This window comes from Pedobacter jeongneungensis (genome assembly GCF_000633455.1).
GTDB lineage: Bacteria > Bacteroidota > Bacteroidia > Sphingobacteriales > Sphingobacteriaceae > Pedobacter > Pedobacter jeongneungensis_A.
This window is the reverse complement of record NZ_AYMG01000028.1, coordinates 143,973-160,555: the sequence shown is the minus strand read 5'-3', so window position 1 is coordinate 160,555 and position 16,583 is coordinate 143,973. Positions and strand designations below refer to the sequence as shown.

Annotated in this window: 13 protein-coding genes; 3 read left to right on the top strand and 10 right to left on the bottom strand. The window is 38.9% G+C overall.

Features of this window, described 5'->3' with window-relative positions; translation table 11 throughout:
- Positions 1 to 41 precede the first annotated feature (41 nt).
- The 3 genes from U859_RS0123625 to U859_RS0123615 form a co-directional block, all read right to left on the bottom strand.
- Positions 42 to 2,972: a TonB-dependent receptor gene (locus U859_RS0123625; protein WP_025145744.1), complete on the bottom strand. Its 2,931-nt coding sequence runs from the start codon at positions 2,970 to 2,972 to the stop codon at positions 42 to 44.
- 193 nt (positions 2,973 to 3,165) lie between these two features.
- Complete coding sequence (locus U859_RS0123620) at positions 3,166 to 4,185, bottom strand: FecR family protein (protein WP_025145743.1); 1,020 nt, start codon at positions 4,183 to 4,185, stop codon at positions 3,166 to 3,168.
- 105 nt (positions 4,186 to 4,290) lie between these two features.
- Positions 4,291 to 4,851, bottom strand: a complete 561-nt coding sequence (locus U859_RS0123615; protein ID WP_025145742.1) for a sigma-70 family RNA polymerase sigma factor — start codon at positions 4,849 to 4,851, stop codon at positions 4,291 to 4,293.
- A 322-nt stretch (positions 4,852 to 5,173) separates the two neighbouring features.
- Between U859_RS0123615 and U859_RS0123610 the strand changes: the two genes are divergently transcribed.
- The 3 genes from U859_RS0123610 to U859_RS0123600 all read left to right on the top strand — a co-directional run bounded on the left by U859_RS0123610 (position 5,174) and on the right by U859_RS0123600 (position 7,634).
- Complete coding sequence (locus U859_RS0123610; protein ID WP_025145741.1) at positions 5,174 to 6,118, top strand: NAD-dependent epimerase/dehydratase family protein; 945 nt, start codon at positions 5,174 to 5,176, stop codon at positions 6,116 to 6,118.
- A gap of 73 nt (positions 6,119 to 6,191) precedes the next feature.
- A complete protein-coding gene (locus U859_RS0123605; RefSeq protein ID WP_025145740.1) occupies positions 6,192 to 6,920 on the top strand; it encodes a YebC/PmpR family DNA-binding transcriptional regulator in 729 nt (242 codons plus the stop codon).
- Positions 6,921 to 7,064: 144 nt separating this feature from the next.
- Positions 7,065 to 7,634, top strand: a complete 570-nt coding sequence (locus U859_RS0123600; RefSeq protein WP_025145739.1) for a transposase — start codon at positions 7,065 to 7,067, stop codon at positions 7,632 to 7,634.
- A gap of 47 nt (positions 7,635 to 7,681) precedes the next feature.
- On the opposite strand, the gene U859_RS0123595 is transcribed toward U859_RS0123600, so the two are convergent.
- The 7 genes from U859_RS0123595 to U859_RS0123560 all read right to left on the bottom strand — a co-directional run bounded on the left by U859_RS0123595 (position 7,682) and on the right by U859_RS0123560 (position 16,578).
- Positions 7,682 to 8,464 (bottom strand): prolyl oligopeptidase family serine peptidase, encoded by a 783-nt coding sequence (locus U859_RS0123595; RefSeq protein WP_025145738.1) that lies wholly within the window; start codon positions 8,462 to 8,464, stop codon positions 7,682 to 7,684.
- A 78-nt stretch (positions 8,465 to 8,542) separates the two neighbouring features.
- Entirely contained in the window at positions 8,543 to 8,815 is a 273-nt protein-coding gene (locus tag U859_RS0123590; RefSeq protein ID WP_025145737.1) for a hypothetical protein, read from the bottom strand.
- A 218-nt stretch (positions 8,816 to 9,033) separates the two neighbouring features.
- Positions 9,034 to 11,331: a beta-glucosidase BglX gene (gene bglX / locus U859_RS0123580; RefSeq protein ID WP_025145736.1), complete on the bottom strand. Its 2,298-nt coding sequence runs from the start codon at positions 11,329 to 11,331 to the stop codon at positions 9,034 to 9,036.
- Positions 11,332 to 11,429: 98 nt separating this feature from the next.
- Positions 11,430 to 13,184, bottom strand: a complete 1,755-nt coding sequence (locus U859_RS0123575; protein ID WP_025145735.1) for a discoidin domain-containing protein — start codon at positions 13,182 to 13,184, stop codon at positions 11,430 to 11,432.
- Positions 13,185 to 13,200: 16 nt separating this feature from the next.
- Positions 13,201 to 13,611 (bottom strand): hypothetical protein, encoded by a 411-nt coding sequence (locus U859_RS0123570; protein ID WP_162800024.1) that lies wholly within the window; start codon positions 13,609 to 13,611, stop codon positions 13,201 to 13,203.
- Positions 13,612 to 13,669: 58 nt separating this feature from the next.
- A complete protein-coding gene (locus U859_RS0123565) occupies positions 13,670 to 14,983 on the bottom strand; it encodes a glucoamylase family protein (protein WP_240183089.1) in 1,314 nt (437 codons plus the stop codon).
- A 122-nt stretch (positions 14,984 to 15,105) separates the two neighbouring features.
- On the bottom strand, positions 15,106 to 16,578 hold the full coding sequence (locus tag U859_RS0123560; protein ID WP_029986098.1) for a RagB/SusD family nutrient uptake outer membrane protein: 1,473 nt from the start codon (positions 16,576 to 16,578) through the stop codon (positions 15,106 to 15,108).
- Between the last annotated feature and the right edge of the window lie 5 nt (positions 16,579 to 16,583).

Genomic DNA, 16,583 nt, shown 5'->3' with positions numbered 1-16,583 from the left:
AGAATTAAAAAAACCGGAGCGTAAACTCCGGTTTGATTTTGTTAGAATGAATAAGCAAATGATCCCCAGAAAGTACGTTGAAGTAATGTTCTGCCAATCATTAATGTGCCAGGGGTAACGGTCGAGAAATCCCTGAACTGGTCTCCGCGAACATCACCCTCTGTCAGCACTTTTGCATTTAACAAGTTGTCTGCCCAAAATCTTATTGAAACTTTTTTAGTGAAATTGTATCCCGCTCCGGCTTTCATTACCACATAGGCAGGTAGTTTGTAACTGTCGCTGGGAGAGGTAAAACGGCTGCCCACATAGTTTGCAGCTACGTATAAATTGAAGTTTTTGTAATCGTAGTTGGCGCCAAGCTCGGTATTTAAAACCGGAACACGTTCTGTTCTTTTACCAGTGAAACTATAGGTACGATCACCAAATTCTGCCAGTACGGCTGCATTTCCTTTGGTTGATGCTTCGTAATCGGTGTATTTAGAATCCTGTAATGTTCCTGTTAAACGTAAACTAAGCGGTTTGGCAATTTTGTAAGAAACTTCGTATTCGGCACTGAATGTGCGGGTAGAACCGAACGCAACTAAAGCTTGTGTTCCTGCTGCTGTTGTTGGTACGTTGATGGTTAATGATACATTTTTAATGGCTGAGTAACTTCCTGAGGCAAAAATAGCGAGATTGTTCTTCGCGTATTTAAAACCTACCTCACCTAAATAAACCGGACGTTTTTTGATATTGGCCGGATTATATGCCGAGGCATTGTAATCGCCAATTGTTGGTGCATTGTATGCTTTTGTTGCTCTTGCAAAAATGCTCGAAGTGGAGTTTATTTTATAGTTGGCACCAACCGATGCCGCCCAATTGGTTAAGGTTTCATCGTAAGGCGTATAACCTAAAATTGTTGCGGTAGCAGCAGCGGTGGTATTAACCGTTCCATCTGTATTCAGCGCATAATAAGGTCTGTCGCCTTTTACATTTTGGTTGTCAATCCTCGCGCCGATATCTAAACGCCATTGTTCAGAAATTTTGATCTCATCTGAAGCATAGGCTGATAAGGTTCTGGTATCGCCAATAAAGGTGTTTTTGGTCTGGATGGTACGCTCTGCTGCAGTTGGTGACTGTAAAATAATGCTCGGATGCTCTTTAAATTCAGAAAATGAACGGAAAGCATAACGTAAATCATCACGATTATACTGGTGGATGCCTGCACCGATGCCTAGACTGTGGTTTTTAATCGTTTTTTTCAGGTCTAAATAATCTACGATCTGCACATCGCTGTTGATCTGTCCATTGGCCGATGAAGTGATTACATAATCACCTGCAACAAATGGTGCAACTGCGCCGCCAGGATAATAATAAGGTGTTGCTGCGGTTCTGGCTGCAATTCCGGAAGGAACGGTATAAGTTGAGTTGGTGTGGGTGTTCTGGTAGCGGAAATTGTTCACAATCTGCCAGCCGCTATCGGTTAAATAGTTGAACTGAAAGCCACCCGATCCCAATTTGGTATGGATACCATCGGTTAAGCTAAAATTGTGGTTGCCAGTTGCGGGATCGTTATAACTCCATTCGGTTTGTAATGGAACGATCGATTGCGAAGCCATATCATAATCTCGGTAGGTAGTCGGTTTCCCGGTACCATCGTAAGGATAATAGCTGGTTAACAGGAACTGAACTTTATCATTGAGGTATTTACCATACACGCGGACAAAGCCTTTATGGTTTTTGAAATTAAAAGTCATGTTACCTTTAATCTGTCCACCCTGATTAGCCGGATTAAAACCCTGATCTACCACGCCGTTATCGGTACGGTAAAATCCACCAATGTTGTATTTAATGTTTTCGTTTATTTTTCCGCCGGTGTTTCCATCAAAACGGTATAAACCCTGCGAAAAACCTGTGGTAAATTTAAACTGACCGTATTGTTTATCTGCCCCTACGTAACTGATGTTGTTTACCACAGCTCCCGGTGTATTGGACTGGATAATGGAAGCGTTACCCCCTCTAACCGCTTCGATATTCTGGATGGTTAAATCTGTTTTATAATATTGATCTACCGATGGATTGGTGTTGAAACCTGTTGGCAAAAGTGGTAAGCCATCTTCCTGGATGCCTAAGAAAATGTAACCGCCCTGCTGAGGAAAGCCCCTTACCCAAACATTGCCCGGACCATCGCCACCTGTACTTTCTACGGTTAAGCCTGGTATGGCTTTTAATAAATCGGTACTGTTTAATGGCGCCCTGTTCGTGATGTCTTTATTGCTCACTGATGTTAACGCCACACTACTTTCTAATTTTTTCTTTGGGTTACCGCCGGTTACCATCACACTTTCTAATTGAAGATTATCTTCTGATAAACTGATGTTCAGGTTTTCGTCGGCATTGCCTGGAGAAAGATTTACTTCTTTGGAGATAAAACCTACGTAACGCACAACTAACACCCGACTATCTACGGTTAGGCCTTTTAGCGCAAAAGCACCGTTTTCATCAGTGGTGGTGCCGATTGATTTTCCTTTTACCGTAACTGAAACACCCGGAATAGGGTTGCCTTTACTATCGGTTACTTTTCCGGTTACAATGCCTTCAAAGGCTTTTAAAAGTTCGAGGTTGTTATTGGCGGGAATAGAATAGAGCAGAATCTGATCTTTAACTATCCTATATCCCACATCATAACGTTTTAGCGAATTCTCAAGAAAGTATTTAAGTTTTTGGTTAACTACATTGATGGAAACTTTACGGCCTGAGTTTATTAATTGCGGACTGTAAACAAACTTCACATTGGCCAGGTGTTCTGTTTTTTCAATAATGGTTTTAATATCGGTTTGATCGGCCTTGATTGAAATGGGTGTATTCAAAAAGTCTTGTGCGCCTACATTATTTGCAAATGCAGCACAGGTAAAAATTATTATTGCAAGTATTTGGTAAATCGAAACTCTCATTGCATATATCGCCAGCGAAATAAGTTGATTTTTTTTCATAAATTTGGTTATTGTTCATTAAATGATTGGATTTATTGGACATAGAAATACCATGAATACATTTCTAATGTATTTAACTCGCCGGCAATGCCCCACATTGTCGGCTTTGTTTTTAGAAAAATATTATGGAAAATGGAGCCGCGCTTATGGGCTGTTGGTGCTGTAGTTTTTCTTCATCATATTTTATATTTGGTTAGTTTTTGGAAACCAAAATGCTGGTTCCCTGGATATAATATTTGCTTGAAATGGTTCCGCAGATCAGGTCGAGCTGCTCATACAGCCCTTTTTTGCTTAAATCTCCGGTAAAAGTGTAGGTGGATATCTGCTCGTTGTCCGATTTTATCTCGATGCCATAAGCTTCAGATAAGGTTTTAAAAATTTCCCTGATGCTTTCTTCTTTAAAGTTATAGCTCAAACTGGTTGGTATGTTGTAAGCTTCGGCCAAAGGAATGGGTTTGCTTACCAATGTTTTATTTAAATGATGTTCAGAAAAAACACCTTTTTGATTGGGCGTAAGCAGAATCGGTTGCGCCAGTTTTTCTTTAGAGAAAGCAAATAGCGAACTTTTCTGATTTTCTTCTACGTGGACTTTTCCCGTTCTTACGGCAACCTGGGCAGGCATGTTATCAGTAGCCGATTTCACCCAGAAACTGGTACCCAACACCCGCACCACCAATTTTTGGTTGTACACGTAAAAAGGTTTCTGAGGATTTTTACTCACCGAAAAGAAAGCACTTCCTTTTAAATACACGGTTCTTTTATTGGCTGCAAAAACTTTTGGGTAAATAATGTTTGCCTGTGGTTTGAGGGTTACGGTACTTGCGTCGCTTAGCGCAATTACCATAGTGCTATCACTCTCGTTGGTTTTGCTGATCAGGTTTAAACCGGCATTTTCGTCTAAAAAAGATTGTTCGGCGTGGTTATAATTCACCAGATATAATCCTGCAATAAAAAAAGCAACCATAATGGAAGCCGCAATGGCAAATTTTGGCCAAAGCCTTTTAACTTTTAGGACAGGTGTTGGTTTGCGTTCAGTGTTATTAATGTTGTGCCAGGCATTCGTCTGCATTTCTTCCAACGCAGTTGAGGATAAGTCTTTAAAATTCTTGCTGTTTAAATTATGATACCATTTATCAACCCAAAGCTTTTCGGCTTCGGTACAATTTCCGTTTTCGTAACGGCTTAATAAATCGTAGAATGATTTCTGATTCATAAGGAAGAATATTTGGCTTTATATATACCAGTAACACAATAAGGGTGAACCCCTAAAGGGAGGCATGAAAAAAATGGAAATAATTTGTAATTAACTGATATTCAGCTATAAAAAGATGTAAAAATTTTTAATGTATTCTTTTATTCTTTTAATTGAGCGGGTAATGTGGTACTCTACCGCTTTTTCGGTAATGTTTAAGCCACTAGCAATATCTTTGGTTGATTGATGTTGGTAGCGGCTCAGCCTGAAAACCTCCTGCGTTTTTTCGGGTAGAGAATTGATGCCTTCTTCTATAATCGACGATAAATCATGCAGATCGACCAGGTTGGCGGTATCCTGATGATTTTCGGAATAGGTGAGTGTTTGGTATTCCATGTATTTGTTTTCCATCACCAAACTGCGGATGTGGTTGATCACACTTAATTTTAAGGCACCGAATAAATAGGCCTGCAGGTTATTAATCTGCAAATCCTGCCGTTTTTCCCAAAGGGAGATAAAAATATTCTGAACCAGTTCTTCGGCAATTACCCGATCGCCGGTCTTTTTATAGGCCGCATAAAGTAGTTCTTTACTAAAAGCGAAATAAATCTTTTCATAAGCCTGCTTATCGCCCAGTTTTAGGCGGCTAAGTAAATCTTCAGACCTGTCAGGCTCAAAAGGAGTCATTTCTTTATTTGGTTATTCGGGTAAGTATAGTAAATGTATAAAATTTAAGTTTGAAAGTTGAAATGTTTTAAAGTTGGAAAGTCGGAATGTTTTAAAGTTGGAATGTTGCAAGGTTAGAAAGTTGGAATGTTTTATGATCGGAAAGTTGAATAATCAATTAACCAGTTTATACGATTAACCAATTAACCCAATTAACCCAATTCAGCCATTCAACAATTAATTAACAATTAGTAATTCTCAATTAACCAATTTATACAATTAACCGATTAACCATTCTTCATTTTATCTCATTTTTTTACCTTTGCTCAATCTCAAAAAAATTATGCAAGAAAAAATTGTTGTTTTAGGCTCTAACGGGCAAATTGGTACCGAGTTGGTAACCATGTTACGTAAAATATATGGTGATGATCACGTAGTTGCATGCGATATACGCAGGCCGGATTACGACATCAAAAACTCTGCACCGTTTGAATTTGTGAATGTGCTGGATAAAGAAATGATCAATGGTATTTTTCATAAGTACAGACCAACACAGGTATACCTTTTAGCAGCTTTACTATCTGCTACAGGTGAGCAAAATCCTAAATTGGCCTGGGATTTAAATATGAACGGTTTGCTGAATGTTTTAGATTTAGCATTAGAATATAAAACTGCAAAAGTATATTGGCCAAGCTCTATCGCTGTTTTTGGGCCGAATTCGCCAAAAGATAATACTTCGCAATATTGTGTAATGGATCCTAATACGGTTTACGGAATCAGTAAATTGGCCGGAGAACGTTGGTGCGAGTATTACAACCAAAAATACGGATTGGATGTACGCAGTATCCGTTACCCTGGATTAATCAGCTGGAAAGCTGCCCCAGGTGGTGGTACTACCGATTACGCGATTCACATTTTTCACGATGCCTTGAAAAAAGGAAGTTACCAGAGTTTCTTAAATGCAGAAACGGAATTGCCAATGATGTATATGGATGATGCGATCCGCGGAACCATCGAATTAATGGATGCACCAGCTGATCAGATTTCGGTACGTAGCAGTTACAATTTTGGGGGTGTAAGTTTTACGCCTGAGATATTGGCAGCGGAAATCAGAAAACATATTCCGGATTTTACCTTATCTTACGCGGCTAATGATCCCCGTCAGCAGATTGCAAATAGCTGGCCACGTTCTATCGACGACAGTTATGCTGCAAAAGATTGGGGATGGAAACCAGAGTTCGATTTATCGAAACTGACAATTGATATGTTAAATAATTTAAAGAAATAATAAAGGTAGAGGGTTGGAAGGTTGAAGGCCTAAGGTCTCATATCTCATAACTAATATCTCAATACTAACAAAAATGGGAAGAGCATTCGAATTTAGAAAAGAGAGAAAATTTAAGCGTTGGGCCAAAATGGCGGTTCAGTTTACGCGTATTGGTAAAGATATTGTAATGGCAGTAAAGGAATCCGGACCTCATCCGGAAACCAACTCGCGTTTACGTACGGCGATGCAGAATGCTAAGGCCGTAAACATGCCAAAAGATAGGGTAGAGGCGGCTATTAAACGTGCTTCAGATAAATCGATGGCCAATTACGAGGAGATTGTATACGAAGGTTATGCGCCTCATGGTGTTGCAGTTTTAATTGAAACCGCTACTGATAATACCAACCGTACCGTTGCCAATGTTCGTAGTTATTTTAATAAAACTGATGGTTCTTTAGGTAAAACAGGATCATTAGATTTTGTTTTTAACCGCAAATCCATTTTCCGTTTTGTACCTGCTGAAGGTTTAGATCTGGAAGAATTAGAGTTCGAACTGATTGATGCTGGTTTAGAGGAACTTTATGTAGAGGCTGATGAAGAAGGAAACGATATTGCCGTTGCACAAGGTGCTTTCGAAAACTTTGGTTCTTTGCAAAAAGCTTTGGAAGAAAAAGGCATTGAGTTAAAAAGCTCGAAATTAGAGCGTATTGCTTTATCTCACCACGAGGTTACAGAAGAGCAGGCTGCAGATGTACTAAAACTGATTGATAAATTGGAGGAAGATGATGATGTGCAGGCCGTTTACCACAATATGGCTGAGTAATATCAATTGATATTTATAGAAAAGGTCCCGGTGTTAACATCGGGACCTTTTTTGTGATTTTTTTAGACCTCGCAGGTTTTTAAAACCTGCGAGGTCTGGATATAATGATATTTGATTTTTCTATGAATTTATTTAAGTTTAATTATGATTAGAACTATTTCTTTAGAGCATGAGGCTTACTATCATATATACAATAGAGGGAATAATAGCGAAATCATATTCCGAGAAGAATCAAATTATTTTTATTTTCTACAATTACTAAAGAAGTATATTTTACCTGTAGCAGATGTTTTTGCTTACTGCTTATTAAATAATCATTTCCATCTTTTAATTAGAATAAAGGAAGAAGATAAGATTACTGTGAACATTGAAAAAAGTTTTTCCAATTTATTCAATGCCTATGCAAAAGCCTTTAATAAACGATTCGAACGCACTGGTAAGCTTTTTGAAGAACGGTTTAAAAGGAAGAAAGTTGAGGATGAATCTTATATCACCGAACTAATCTATTATATCCATTCAAACCCACAAAAGCATGGGATATTGAAAGATTTTAGAGACTATCCATATTCATCATACAATATTATATTGTCGCATAAACTAACATCCTTGAAAAGAAAAGAAGTTGTTGATTGGTTTGGAGGATTATCTTTTTATAAAGAATATCACGAAAAGAAACATCAACAATTGATTAATGATAAAGAATTTGAGTATTAGTTTCTATGTCTAAACCTCGCAAGTTTTTAAAACCTGCGAGGTTTGATCTAGTATTTCTTATGCGAAAACAACCAACTCAACAATTCTGGCTCTGCAAATGCACTGTCCCAGCTGTTGTGGTTCGCATTTGGATAAAGGGTAAACTTTACTTCATCACCAACCGTTTTTAAACGTTCAGCAATCGCAATCGAGAATGCCGGATCAACAATGTCATCCTTTGCGCCGTGAAAGATCCATAGCGGAGTTTTCTGGTATTTTTTAATGTTGTTGGTATTGTCGCCACCGCAGATGGCAATGGCTGCGGCAAATTTACGGCGTTCTCTTCTTAACAGTTCGTAAGTACCCATTGCACCCATTGATAAGCCGCCAACATAAACCTGTTTTTTATCTACATAAGGTTTTTTAAGGAAGTTTTTAAGCATTCCCTGCAGTGCATGCATCACTTTGGTCGGTTTGCCACCTTCTACAAAACTGATTCTTCTTTTGCTTTTGGCATCTTTCTCAAAATTGGCATTGGCCCAAAAATCATTCTGCGGACATTGAGGGAAAACCACAATCGCGGGAAAATTTTTGCGTACATCACTCTTTAGAAACAGTTTTCCGCCATGCACCAGTTGACTGGCATTATCGTTACCTCTTTCTCCACTTCCATGTAAAAAGAAAACGATCGGATATTTTTGGTCGGGATTAAAATTCTCAGGGAAAAGTATCCTATAGTAAATAGAATCCTTTCCTTTGATATAGCTTCCCCTGTCGAATTTTTTAAAATCCTGAGCGTTTAAAAAGAGTACAGAAAAAAGAATGCAGATTGATAGAATTATCTTTTTCATTCAACAAAAATAGAAAACCTTAATTACTTTGCAATAGTATAAGATATGGGTTGATTTAATAGTAGGTTATTAGCAAATTCATATTTGTTTTTTCCATTTATTAGCAACAAAATTTATTAGAAATACAAATATTGTCAGAATGATCATATCAATAATAAAGTGCCTGACAGAAAAACCAAAACCGTATGCCAATGTGGGATCAGTTAATTTACCTTCCGAATAAACATAAAAACTAAATGGAAAACCTAATTTGGTAAAGCCATCTGAATTAGCATTATTTTCAAATGTGAGTAAAGTAAATATTAAATAAACTGAAATTGCAGATATAGTTGGAATAGTCTTTAGCTTCATTTCAGTTTAAATTTAGTTTGACATTGCGATAAGCATCAATTATGATATTGATTACCCAACAAACTCATTAAAGTTAAGTTATTTTTATACCTGTTGCTATCTTTTAAACCGAATTCGATAATCAATTTTTGCTGTGGCATGTTTTAACTAGTTTTTACAAAAAATAAACCCTGGCTACTTTACAATAGCACAGGGTTCATAATCAAACCTAATTGTCTTTATTTCAGTGTAAAAGATGCTTCTTTCACATCACGTGAGTTTGTACCAATAAATACTTTAAAATCACCTGGTTCTGCAACGAATTTTAGATCAGAATTGTAAAATTTAAGGTCGTTATCCGAAATGTTGAAAGTGATCGTTTTGCTTTCTCCGGCTTTCAAACCTACCTTTTGGAAACCTTTTAATTCTTTAACCGGACGGGTAATACTACCTACAAGATCCTGAATGTATAACTGAACCACCTCTTTACCATCATATTTACCTGTATTGTTTAAAGTAACTGATGCGGTGATCGATTTTCCTTTGGTTAAGGTGTTCGAACTCAATTTAACATCGCTATAGTTAAAGGTGGTATAGCTTAAGCCGAATCCAAATGGGTATAGTGGATCGTTACTCACATCTAAATAATTGGAACGGAATTTTTCGAACCATTTACCCTCTGCCAAAGGGCGACCAGTATTTTTATGTGCATAATATAAGGGTACCTGACCTACGTTTTGAGGGAAAGTGGTACTCAATTTACCTGAAGGATTAACATCGCCAAAAAGTACATCGGCAATTGCACTTCCTGCTTCGCTGCCCGGAAACCAAACGTTTAAAATGGCGGGGATATTTTCCTGCTCCCAGTTTAATGCCAGCGGACGGCCTGTAAATAATACCAATACAACTGGTTTGCCTGTTTTAGCCAATGCTTTTAATAAATTTTTCTGTGTTTCAGGAATCTGAATATCGGTTACACTACTGCTTTCGCCAGTAAATTCAGACCCTTCGCCAATAGTGGCCACAATTACATCCGATTTTTTTGCTACTTCTAAAGCTTCTTTGATCATTTCAGCTTCTGTACGTGGATCGCGTTTGTAAGTAGGGTTGTGGATGTTTACATAGCGGTGTTCCATGGCAGAATCGGCCAGGAAATTCGCGCCGCGTGCCGTTAATACTTTGGCATTGTTACCCAAAGCATTTTTTAAGCCTTGAAGCACGGTTACCGATTGATCAAAAAGGGCGGCAACACTCCAGGTACCATACATATTTGCCGTATTATCTGCCAATGGACCGATTAAACCAATCGTGCCAGATTTTTTTAACGGAAGTACATTATTATTGTTTTTTAGCAATACAAAACTTTCGCCAGCAACTTCGCGCGCCACCTGGCGGTTTGCCGGACTGAAAACCTCTTTTTCTGCTCTTTCAGGGTTACAAAATTTATAAGGATCAGTAAATAAGCCCAGTTTGTATTTTGCCTGAAGTACCAATCTACAGGCCCTATCGATCTGAGCCATACCTACTTTTTTCTCGGCCAAAGATTTTTTTAAGGTTCCTAAAAAGCCTTCACCAACCATATCCATATCAACTCCTGCATTTAAAGCCAAAGCAGAAACGGTCTGTAAATCGCCCATGCCATGTGCAATCATTTCAGGAATGCCTGTATAATCGGTTACTACAAAACCTTTAAAACCCCATTGATTGCGTAAAACATCAGTCATTAACCATTTGCTTCCGGTTGCAGGAATGCCATCAACTTCATTAAAAGAAGCCATTACGCTAGCCGCTCCGGCATCAACAGCAGCTTTATATGGTGGAAAATATTCATTGTACATACGCACTTTGCTCATATCGGTTGTATTGTAATCTCTACCGGCTTCGGCAGCACCGTAAAGGGCATAATGTTTTACACAGGCTAAAATTTCGTTATTGGCCTGTAATTTACCTTGATAACCTTTTACCATGGCTGCGGCTATTTGCGAACCCAGATAAGCATCTTCGCCACTTCCTTCAGAGATACGTCCCCAACGTGGATCTCTTGAAATATCAACCATAGGAGAGAAGGTCCAGTTGATGCCACTGGCACTTGCTTCTATGGCAGCTACGCGTGCCGATTTCTGCACGGTTGCCATATCCCAGATACAGCTTACACCTAAAGGGATAGGGAATACGGTGTTGTAACCGTGTATCACGTCCATGCCGAAAAGTAAAGGGATTTTCATACGGCTGTTTTCTACCGCGATTTTTTGAACGGCTTTAATCTTATCTACACCTTTGATGTTGAATAAACCACCAACCTGTCCTTCTTTTATTTTTTTAGAAATGTCGCTGCTATTGGCCTGTCCGGTGGTAATATCACCAGAACTTGGCAGGTTTAGCTGACCAATTTTTTCGTCAACGGTCATTTTCGACATCAAATTGCTGATGAAGATATTCATCTTTACATCTGCTGCCGAAACAGGTTTTTTGGTTTGTGCTGATCCGTTCAGTACAAAAAGGGTTAAAAAAACAACCAGGATATTCGCTCTCTTCATTATATATGTGTTTTATTCTTTATTAATCAGTTTTATGGTAATCGTTAAAAACGATTAGCTATTTCCACGCTCTTTATAAACGAGCGTGCGCGCTTATTTTAATCTACTTTCTTCACTTCTGTTTTTACCGATACGCCATTCTCATTAATAGCCTCGATAGCAAAATAATAGGCCTTTTGACTGTCCATTGCTTTAAACCAATATTCATTAAAATCGTGAATCATGATGCAGTTATACAGTTTATCCGGTGCTGTTCCGTAATAAAGATTATAGGCAAAAGCATTATCAACAGGTTCCCATTTGATGTAGGCACTGCGTTTATCTTTTTCTGTTCTTAGTACGATCAGGTTTTTCACTTTTGTGGGCTTGTCTCCATTTCCATTGCCGAATACACGTAGGCCACTAATGGCGAATTTTCCGGTAGGCATGTGGATATTTACCATTTTGATGAATCTTGTTTTTACTGGTTTTTGGAGTTCGATGTAATCATGCGGAACATCAGTTTTGTTCTGACTTTTATCAACCAGGGTACTCCATTTTTTTCCATCGGTTGAGGAAAGGATTTTGTATTGGTGGTAAATTCCGATCTGTTTCCCTAAAAATTCAGCATCCTGATCAGCATAGTTGATCTGTATGGCATTAACGGTTGCAAGACTGCCAAGATCAGTCTGGATCCATTCGCCATTATTGGCTGTTTTTGCACTCCAGTAGGTCTTGATACTTTCATCAACGGCATTATTGGCATTAAAGCTTCCTAAAGTAGACGAAACGGTTACCGGTTTTTTATAATTAATAAGCATCCAGCCTGGTCCGGCAGGCCCACCTTCTTTTCTTTCAGATGGTAAATAAAGCGGATAATCGCCGAAAGCAGTATTGGTCCACATTACATCATCTTTATCAAAACCGGTTGGCCAGATACCAATTCTACGTTCCCAGGTATTTTTTACACAGATAATACTGGTAGAAACATGCCAGTAATTTTTGCTGTTATCCTGATAGGTCGCACCATGACCTGCACCACGTGAAAAGCCACCGCCTTTATAACTCAAAGGATCTGACTGCGGAGTTGTAGGTGTATCGTAGAACAAAGGTTTAGTACCCACTACTACACCATCAGAATAGCCACTAAATTCGGTTCCCGGGGCTCCATACTGGAAATAATATTTGCCGTTGTGTTTGGTCATCCATGCGCCTTCGGCAAAGGGATCGAGGAAAGTATCGTCCATATATTCGCCGAAACGCTGCCAGCCGTATCTCCAGCTTTGGAGCAGGTACATTGGCATACGGGTACCCTTTGGCTGAAAAGTTTTGCGGTCTAGTTCTACGCCATACATCGGGTAATTGTTGCTGCTCCCATTATACATGTAAAACTTACCGTCATCATCGGTAAAAAATGCAGGATCCCAGCCACCAATTTCTAAAGAATCGACCAATGGAAACCATTTATTCCCTTTAGGATCTGTGCTTCCCCAGAGGGTGAAATTTTTAGTATAGGTACTGCCAAAAACAACCATGGTATCGCCCACAATACCCACGGCGGGTGCACAAAGTTCATCCTTAGTTTTATTCCATGGACGAAGGAATTTTTTTTCGTGGAATTTCCAGTTCAGCATATCGGCACTGTGCCAGTAACCCCATTGGTTGGTGCTGAAAAGGTAAAAATCTCCTTTATAGTTTACGATTACCGGATCGGCTGTAGCACGGTGTTTACCCCATTCGGTAAATGATTCGAAAGGCGTATAGCCATAATCGATATTGATGGGGTTACAATAGGTTTTTTGCTGCGCATAAACCGTATAGCTACCGCAAAAGAAAATTGTAGTTAAAAATATTTTGAATAAATGTTTAGCCATTAGGTAATAGGGTTAGTTAAAAGATTTTAATCTGGGCACAGCTTTGGCAGCCAAGTGCCATTCCGCTTGCACTCAATCCGGTAACATTAGATTGGTGTTCCCAGTAAATCCACATATTGTGGGCGCCACCTGTTGAGGTTAAGCCAACAGTATAAACGTCAGAACCTTCAGGGATTTGCCCTAAAACAACTCCGTTTGGTGTATTTGGCGGGATGAAAAAATAATATGCGCCTCCACTTGTTGTATTTTGAAGTGTTACATGTACGCCGTCGCTGGTCGAATTTGTAGCCGTTACATTTACCGTATTAAATTTTGCTTTTTTATTCTTTTTTATTGTTGCCACTTTGTGCTTTGGGAGTGTTGTGAAGCTTGAATTCACAAAAGTGATCCCAATCATTGCTATTAGTATTAAAATTATTCTTTTCATGGTTCTGTAGATTTAATTTAAAATATATAGTGGCTAAACATTTATATACAACTCAATATTATGGCTGAAACTGGAAATCCAATTTCTTTAAGCCATTTTGAACATCTTTATTTCCCATAAATAATTTCCAAAGCAGTCCTGATCTGTAATTCTCGATCATCACCACCATTGGGCCCTGATCAATGCCTAAATATCTTTTAGGATACCAGTTATCCGTTTCAGAAAAGGCATCATAAAAACCGTATTTGCCCCAAACTTTATCACCCAAATCTTCGTAAAGGTGTCTGATTACCTTCATTGATTCTTTCGGGGTATATGGGATAGATGATATGGCAGCGGTAGGAGAGATAACGCCATAATCTTCCTGAAGGCTGTGGGCGGCATACCCTTTTACAGAGTAACTGGCGGTTAAACCCCAACTATTTTCGCCATAACCTTTAAATTTCTTAGGGTTGGCTACACAGTAATCGTGTATGGCCAAGGTTTGGTTAACATTGTTTTCCCAATAATCTGCATAGCGGTCTTTTAATCCCTTAGGATTTAAACCTAAATATGAATAATGTGCCCAAAATAGTGGGCCCACAGAGTTTTTTGCGCCTTGATAATCTAATGGAATATGATGTCCATAAAGATCGAAATCTGCTTTAATTGCTCCTCCTCTTGCCCAACCTTCGTGGTAAACTTCGGCTGGAATGGTATGAGTAGGGGAGGAAGCTGCCATCACATACATAATTAAACATTCGTTATAGCCTTTTACCGGAAAGTTCATTTCCCAGTTGTACTCTGGAGACCAATGCCAGTACAATACATTTTGTCCGTTGCGGAACCAGTTGAAATCGATACCCTTCCAAAGGTCATCGGCTTTTTTTGCCAAAGCTTTTTCGGATTCGCTTCCGTTTTTATAATATTCGTTGATACAGATTAAGGCCTGCGCAACGAAAGAGGTCTCTACTAAATCACCTCCGTTGTCTTTTTGTCCGAATGGACGTACTTTTCCTGTTTCTCCACTTATCCAGTGCGACCATGCGCCATGGAAGCGATCGGCTTTGGATAGGAAATCCAATATTTTGTTTAAACGGCCTAATCCTTCTTTTTTGGATACATAATTCCTGTCAATCCCACTCAGAATGGCCATTAAACCAAAACCCGTTGCACCTGTAGCTACTGTATTTTTATCGTTATCAGGGTATATATTATCTACATGGAAACGCTCTCTGCCTGCGCCAGAAGTTGGTTCGGCACCATCCCAAAAATATTGGAAGGTCTGTTTTTGCACCAGATCCAATAATTCAATATCGGAAAGGTTTTTTTTGATCGTTAAATCGGGAACATAAGTGGTGTTCTTGCTTTTATTACAGGCTGCGAAGAGCAAAAAAGGACACAAGATTATTATCAGTAGGTAAGTAATTTTGCTTGGGACAATGTTTAGCATAGTATTAAGGTAAGAAAAGAAAGGTTGCCAGCATTTGCTGACAACCTTTATCAAAAGATGTATTAGTAACCAGGATTTTGTTTTAACAAGTTTCCGCTTAGCTCAATCTCGTTTTGAGGAATTGGCCAAACTTCATTTTTGTTAGCCTTCCAGCCCTTAACACCAAAAACAGCTAAACCTCTTCCCTGACGGATAACGTCGAAATAGCGATCATTTTCCATTGCAAGTTCTACTTGTCTTTCTTTCCAGATCGCTGTGCGTAAAGCAGTTTTATCAGTGGTGGTAACATCAGGAAGAATGTTATTATTGGCTCCTCTGGCACGTTTGCGTACGCGATTTAGTGAAGTTAATGCCTGTGATGGAATATTCTGCTCATTTGCAGCTTCAGCGTTCATCAAAAGGATATCTGCAAATCTCAATACCCTAAAATTTTGCTGCGCACCTTCATTAAAACCTGATACACGCATTGCAAAAGGAACATAAGATTTTTGATTGTATCTTTCGTTTGGTACTGAGCTAGGTATTAAATCGCCCTGTGGAGTGGTTTCGTTTTTAAACAATATTGTAGCGTCCTTACGTGGATCTCCTGTTTCAAAAGCGTTAGCTAAAGCTTCAGATGGCGTATTAAAGCCCCAGCCCATAATACCAGCTACACCCTGAACCTGGCTATATTGCGAGTTAGACGCATCAGCATTTCCAGGAACCAATTCTGCCTGTACTTCAAATAATGACTCAATGTTATTTTCATTCTGGGTTCTGAAACCTTTTTCGAAATCAGGAAATAAATCATATCCCATGGTCATCACCTGATTGGTTAATGAAAGTACATCGCTCCATTTGTTTTGATACATGGCAACTTTAGCGTGTAAGCCGATTGCTGCACCTTTAGTTGCTCTGCCTAAATCTGCTGCGCCATAAGATTGAGGTAAAACTGCAGCAGCTTCGTTCAGGTCTTTTTCAATTTGGGCATAAATAGTAGCCTTATCCGATTGAGGTAGATTATATTCGCTATTATCTTTAGGTACATGTAACCTTAGCACCACGTTGCCATAGGCACGAACCAATCTGAAATATGAATATGCCCTAACAAATTTAGCTTCTGCAAGATATCTGTTTTTAAGGCTCTCATCCATACTGATATTTGGGATATTATCAAGAACCTGGTTGCAAAGGTTAATATTTTGGTATTGACCTGTCCAGAAGTCTAGGAGTGTGCCATGAGTGGATGTAACCGTAAATTGATCATAAAGATTAAAAAAGGTTGCATCAGTAGGTGTACTCCCTTTGTCTGCCTCATCAGAACCTGTACTTTCAATGGCGATTGCATTAAAAGCAACATTGTTCCAGCTGCGTAAGTTAGCGTAAATTGCGTTTACACCTTTTAAAGCATCTTCTGGTGTTTTCCAAAAGGTTACTGATGGTTGCTGAGCCTGAGGCGGAACATTTAGAAAATCTTTTTTGCATGATGCAGTTAAAAGTACTGCACTAATTGCAGCTGCAGCAAAAAATGATTGTGTATTTATATATTTTTTCATTTTAA

Excerpts from the sequence above, each read along its gene's own strand:
- U859_RS0123625 (WP_025145744.1), bottom strand. The coding sequence starts at position 2,972 with ATGAAAAAAAATCAACTTATTTCGCTGGCGATATATGCAATGAGAGTT.
- U859_RS0123620 (WP_025145743.1), bottom strand. The coding sequence starts at position 4,185 with ATGAATCAGAAATCATTCTACGATTTATTAAGCCGTTACGAAAACGGA.
- U859_RS0123615 (WP_025145742.1), bottom strand. The coding sequence starts at position 4,851 with ATGACTCCTTTTGAGCCTGACAGGTCTGAAGATTTACTTAGCCGCCTA.
- U859_RS0123610 (WP_025145741.1), top strand. The coding sequence starts at position 5,174 with ATGCAAGAAAAAATTGTTGTTTTAGGCTCTAACGGGCAAATTGGTACC.
- U859_RS0123605 (WP_025145740.1), top strand. The coding sequence starts at position 6,192 with ATGGGAAGAGCATTCGAATTTAGAAAAGAGAGAAAATTTAAGCGTTGG.
- U859_RS0123600 (WP_025145739.1), top strand. The coding sequence starts at position 7,065 with ATGATTAGAACTATTTCTTTAGAGCATGAGGCTTACTATCATATATAC.
- U859_RS0123595 (WP_025145738.1), bottom strand. The coding sequence starts at position 8,464 with ATGAAAAAGATAATTCTATCAATCTGCATTCTTTTTTCTGTACTCTTT.
- U859_RS0123590 (WP_025145737.1), bottom strand. The coding sequence starts at position 8,815 with ATGAAGCTAAAGACTATTCCAACTATATCTGCAATTTCAGTTTATTTA.
- bglX (WP_025145736.1), bottom strand. The coding sequence starts at position 11,331 with ATGAAGAGAGCGAATATCCTGGTTGTTTTTTTAACCCTTTTTGTACTG.
- U859_RS0123575 (WP_025145735.1), bottom strand. The coding sequence starts at position 13,184 with ATGGCTAAACATTTATTCAAAATATTTTTAACTACAATTTTCTTTTGC.
- U859_RS0123570 (WP_162800024.1), bottom strand. The coding sequence starts at position 13,611 with ATGAAAAGAATAATTTTAATACTAATAGCAATGATTGGGATCACTTTT.
- U859_RS0123560 (WP_029986098.1), bottom strand. The coding sequence starts at position 16,578 with ATGAAAAAATATATAAATACACAATCATTTTTTGCTGCAGCTGCAATT.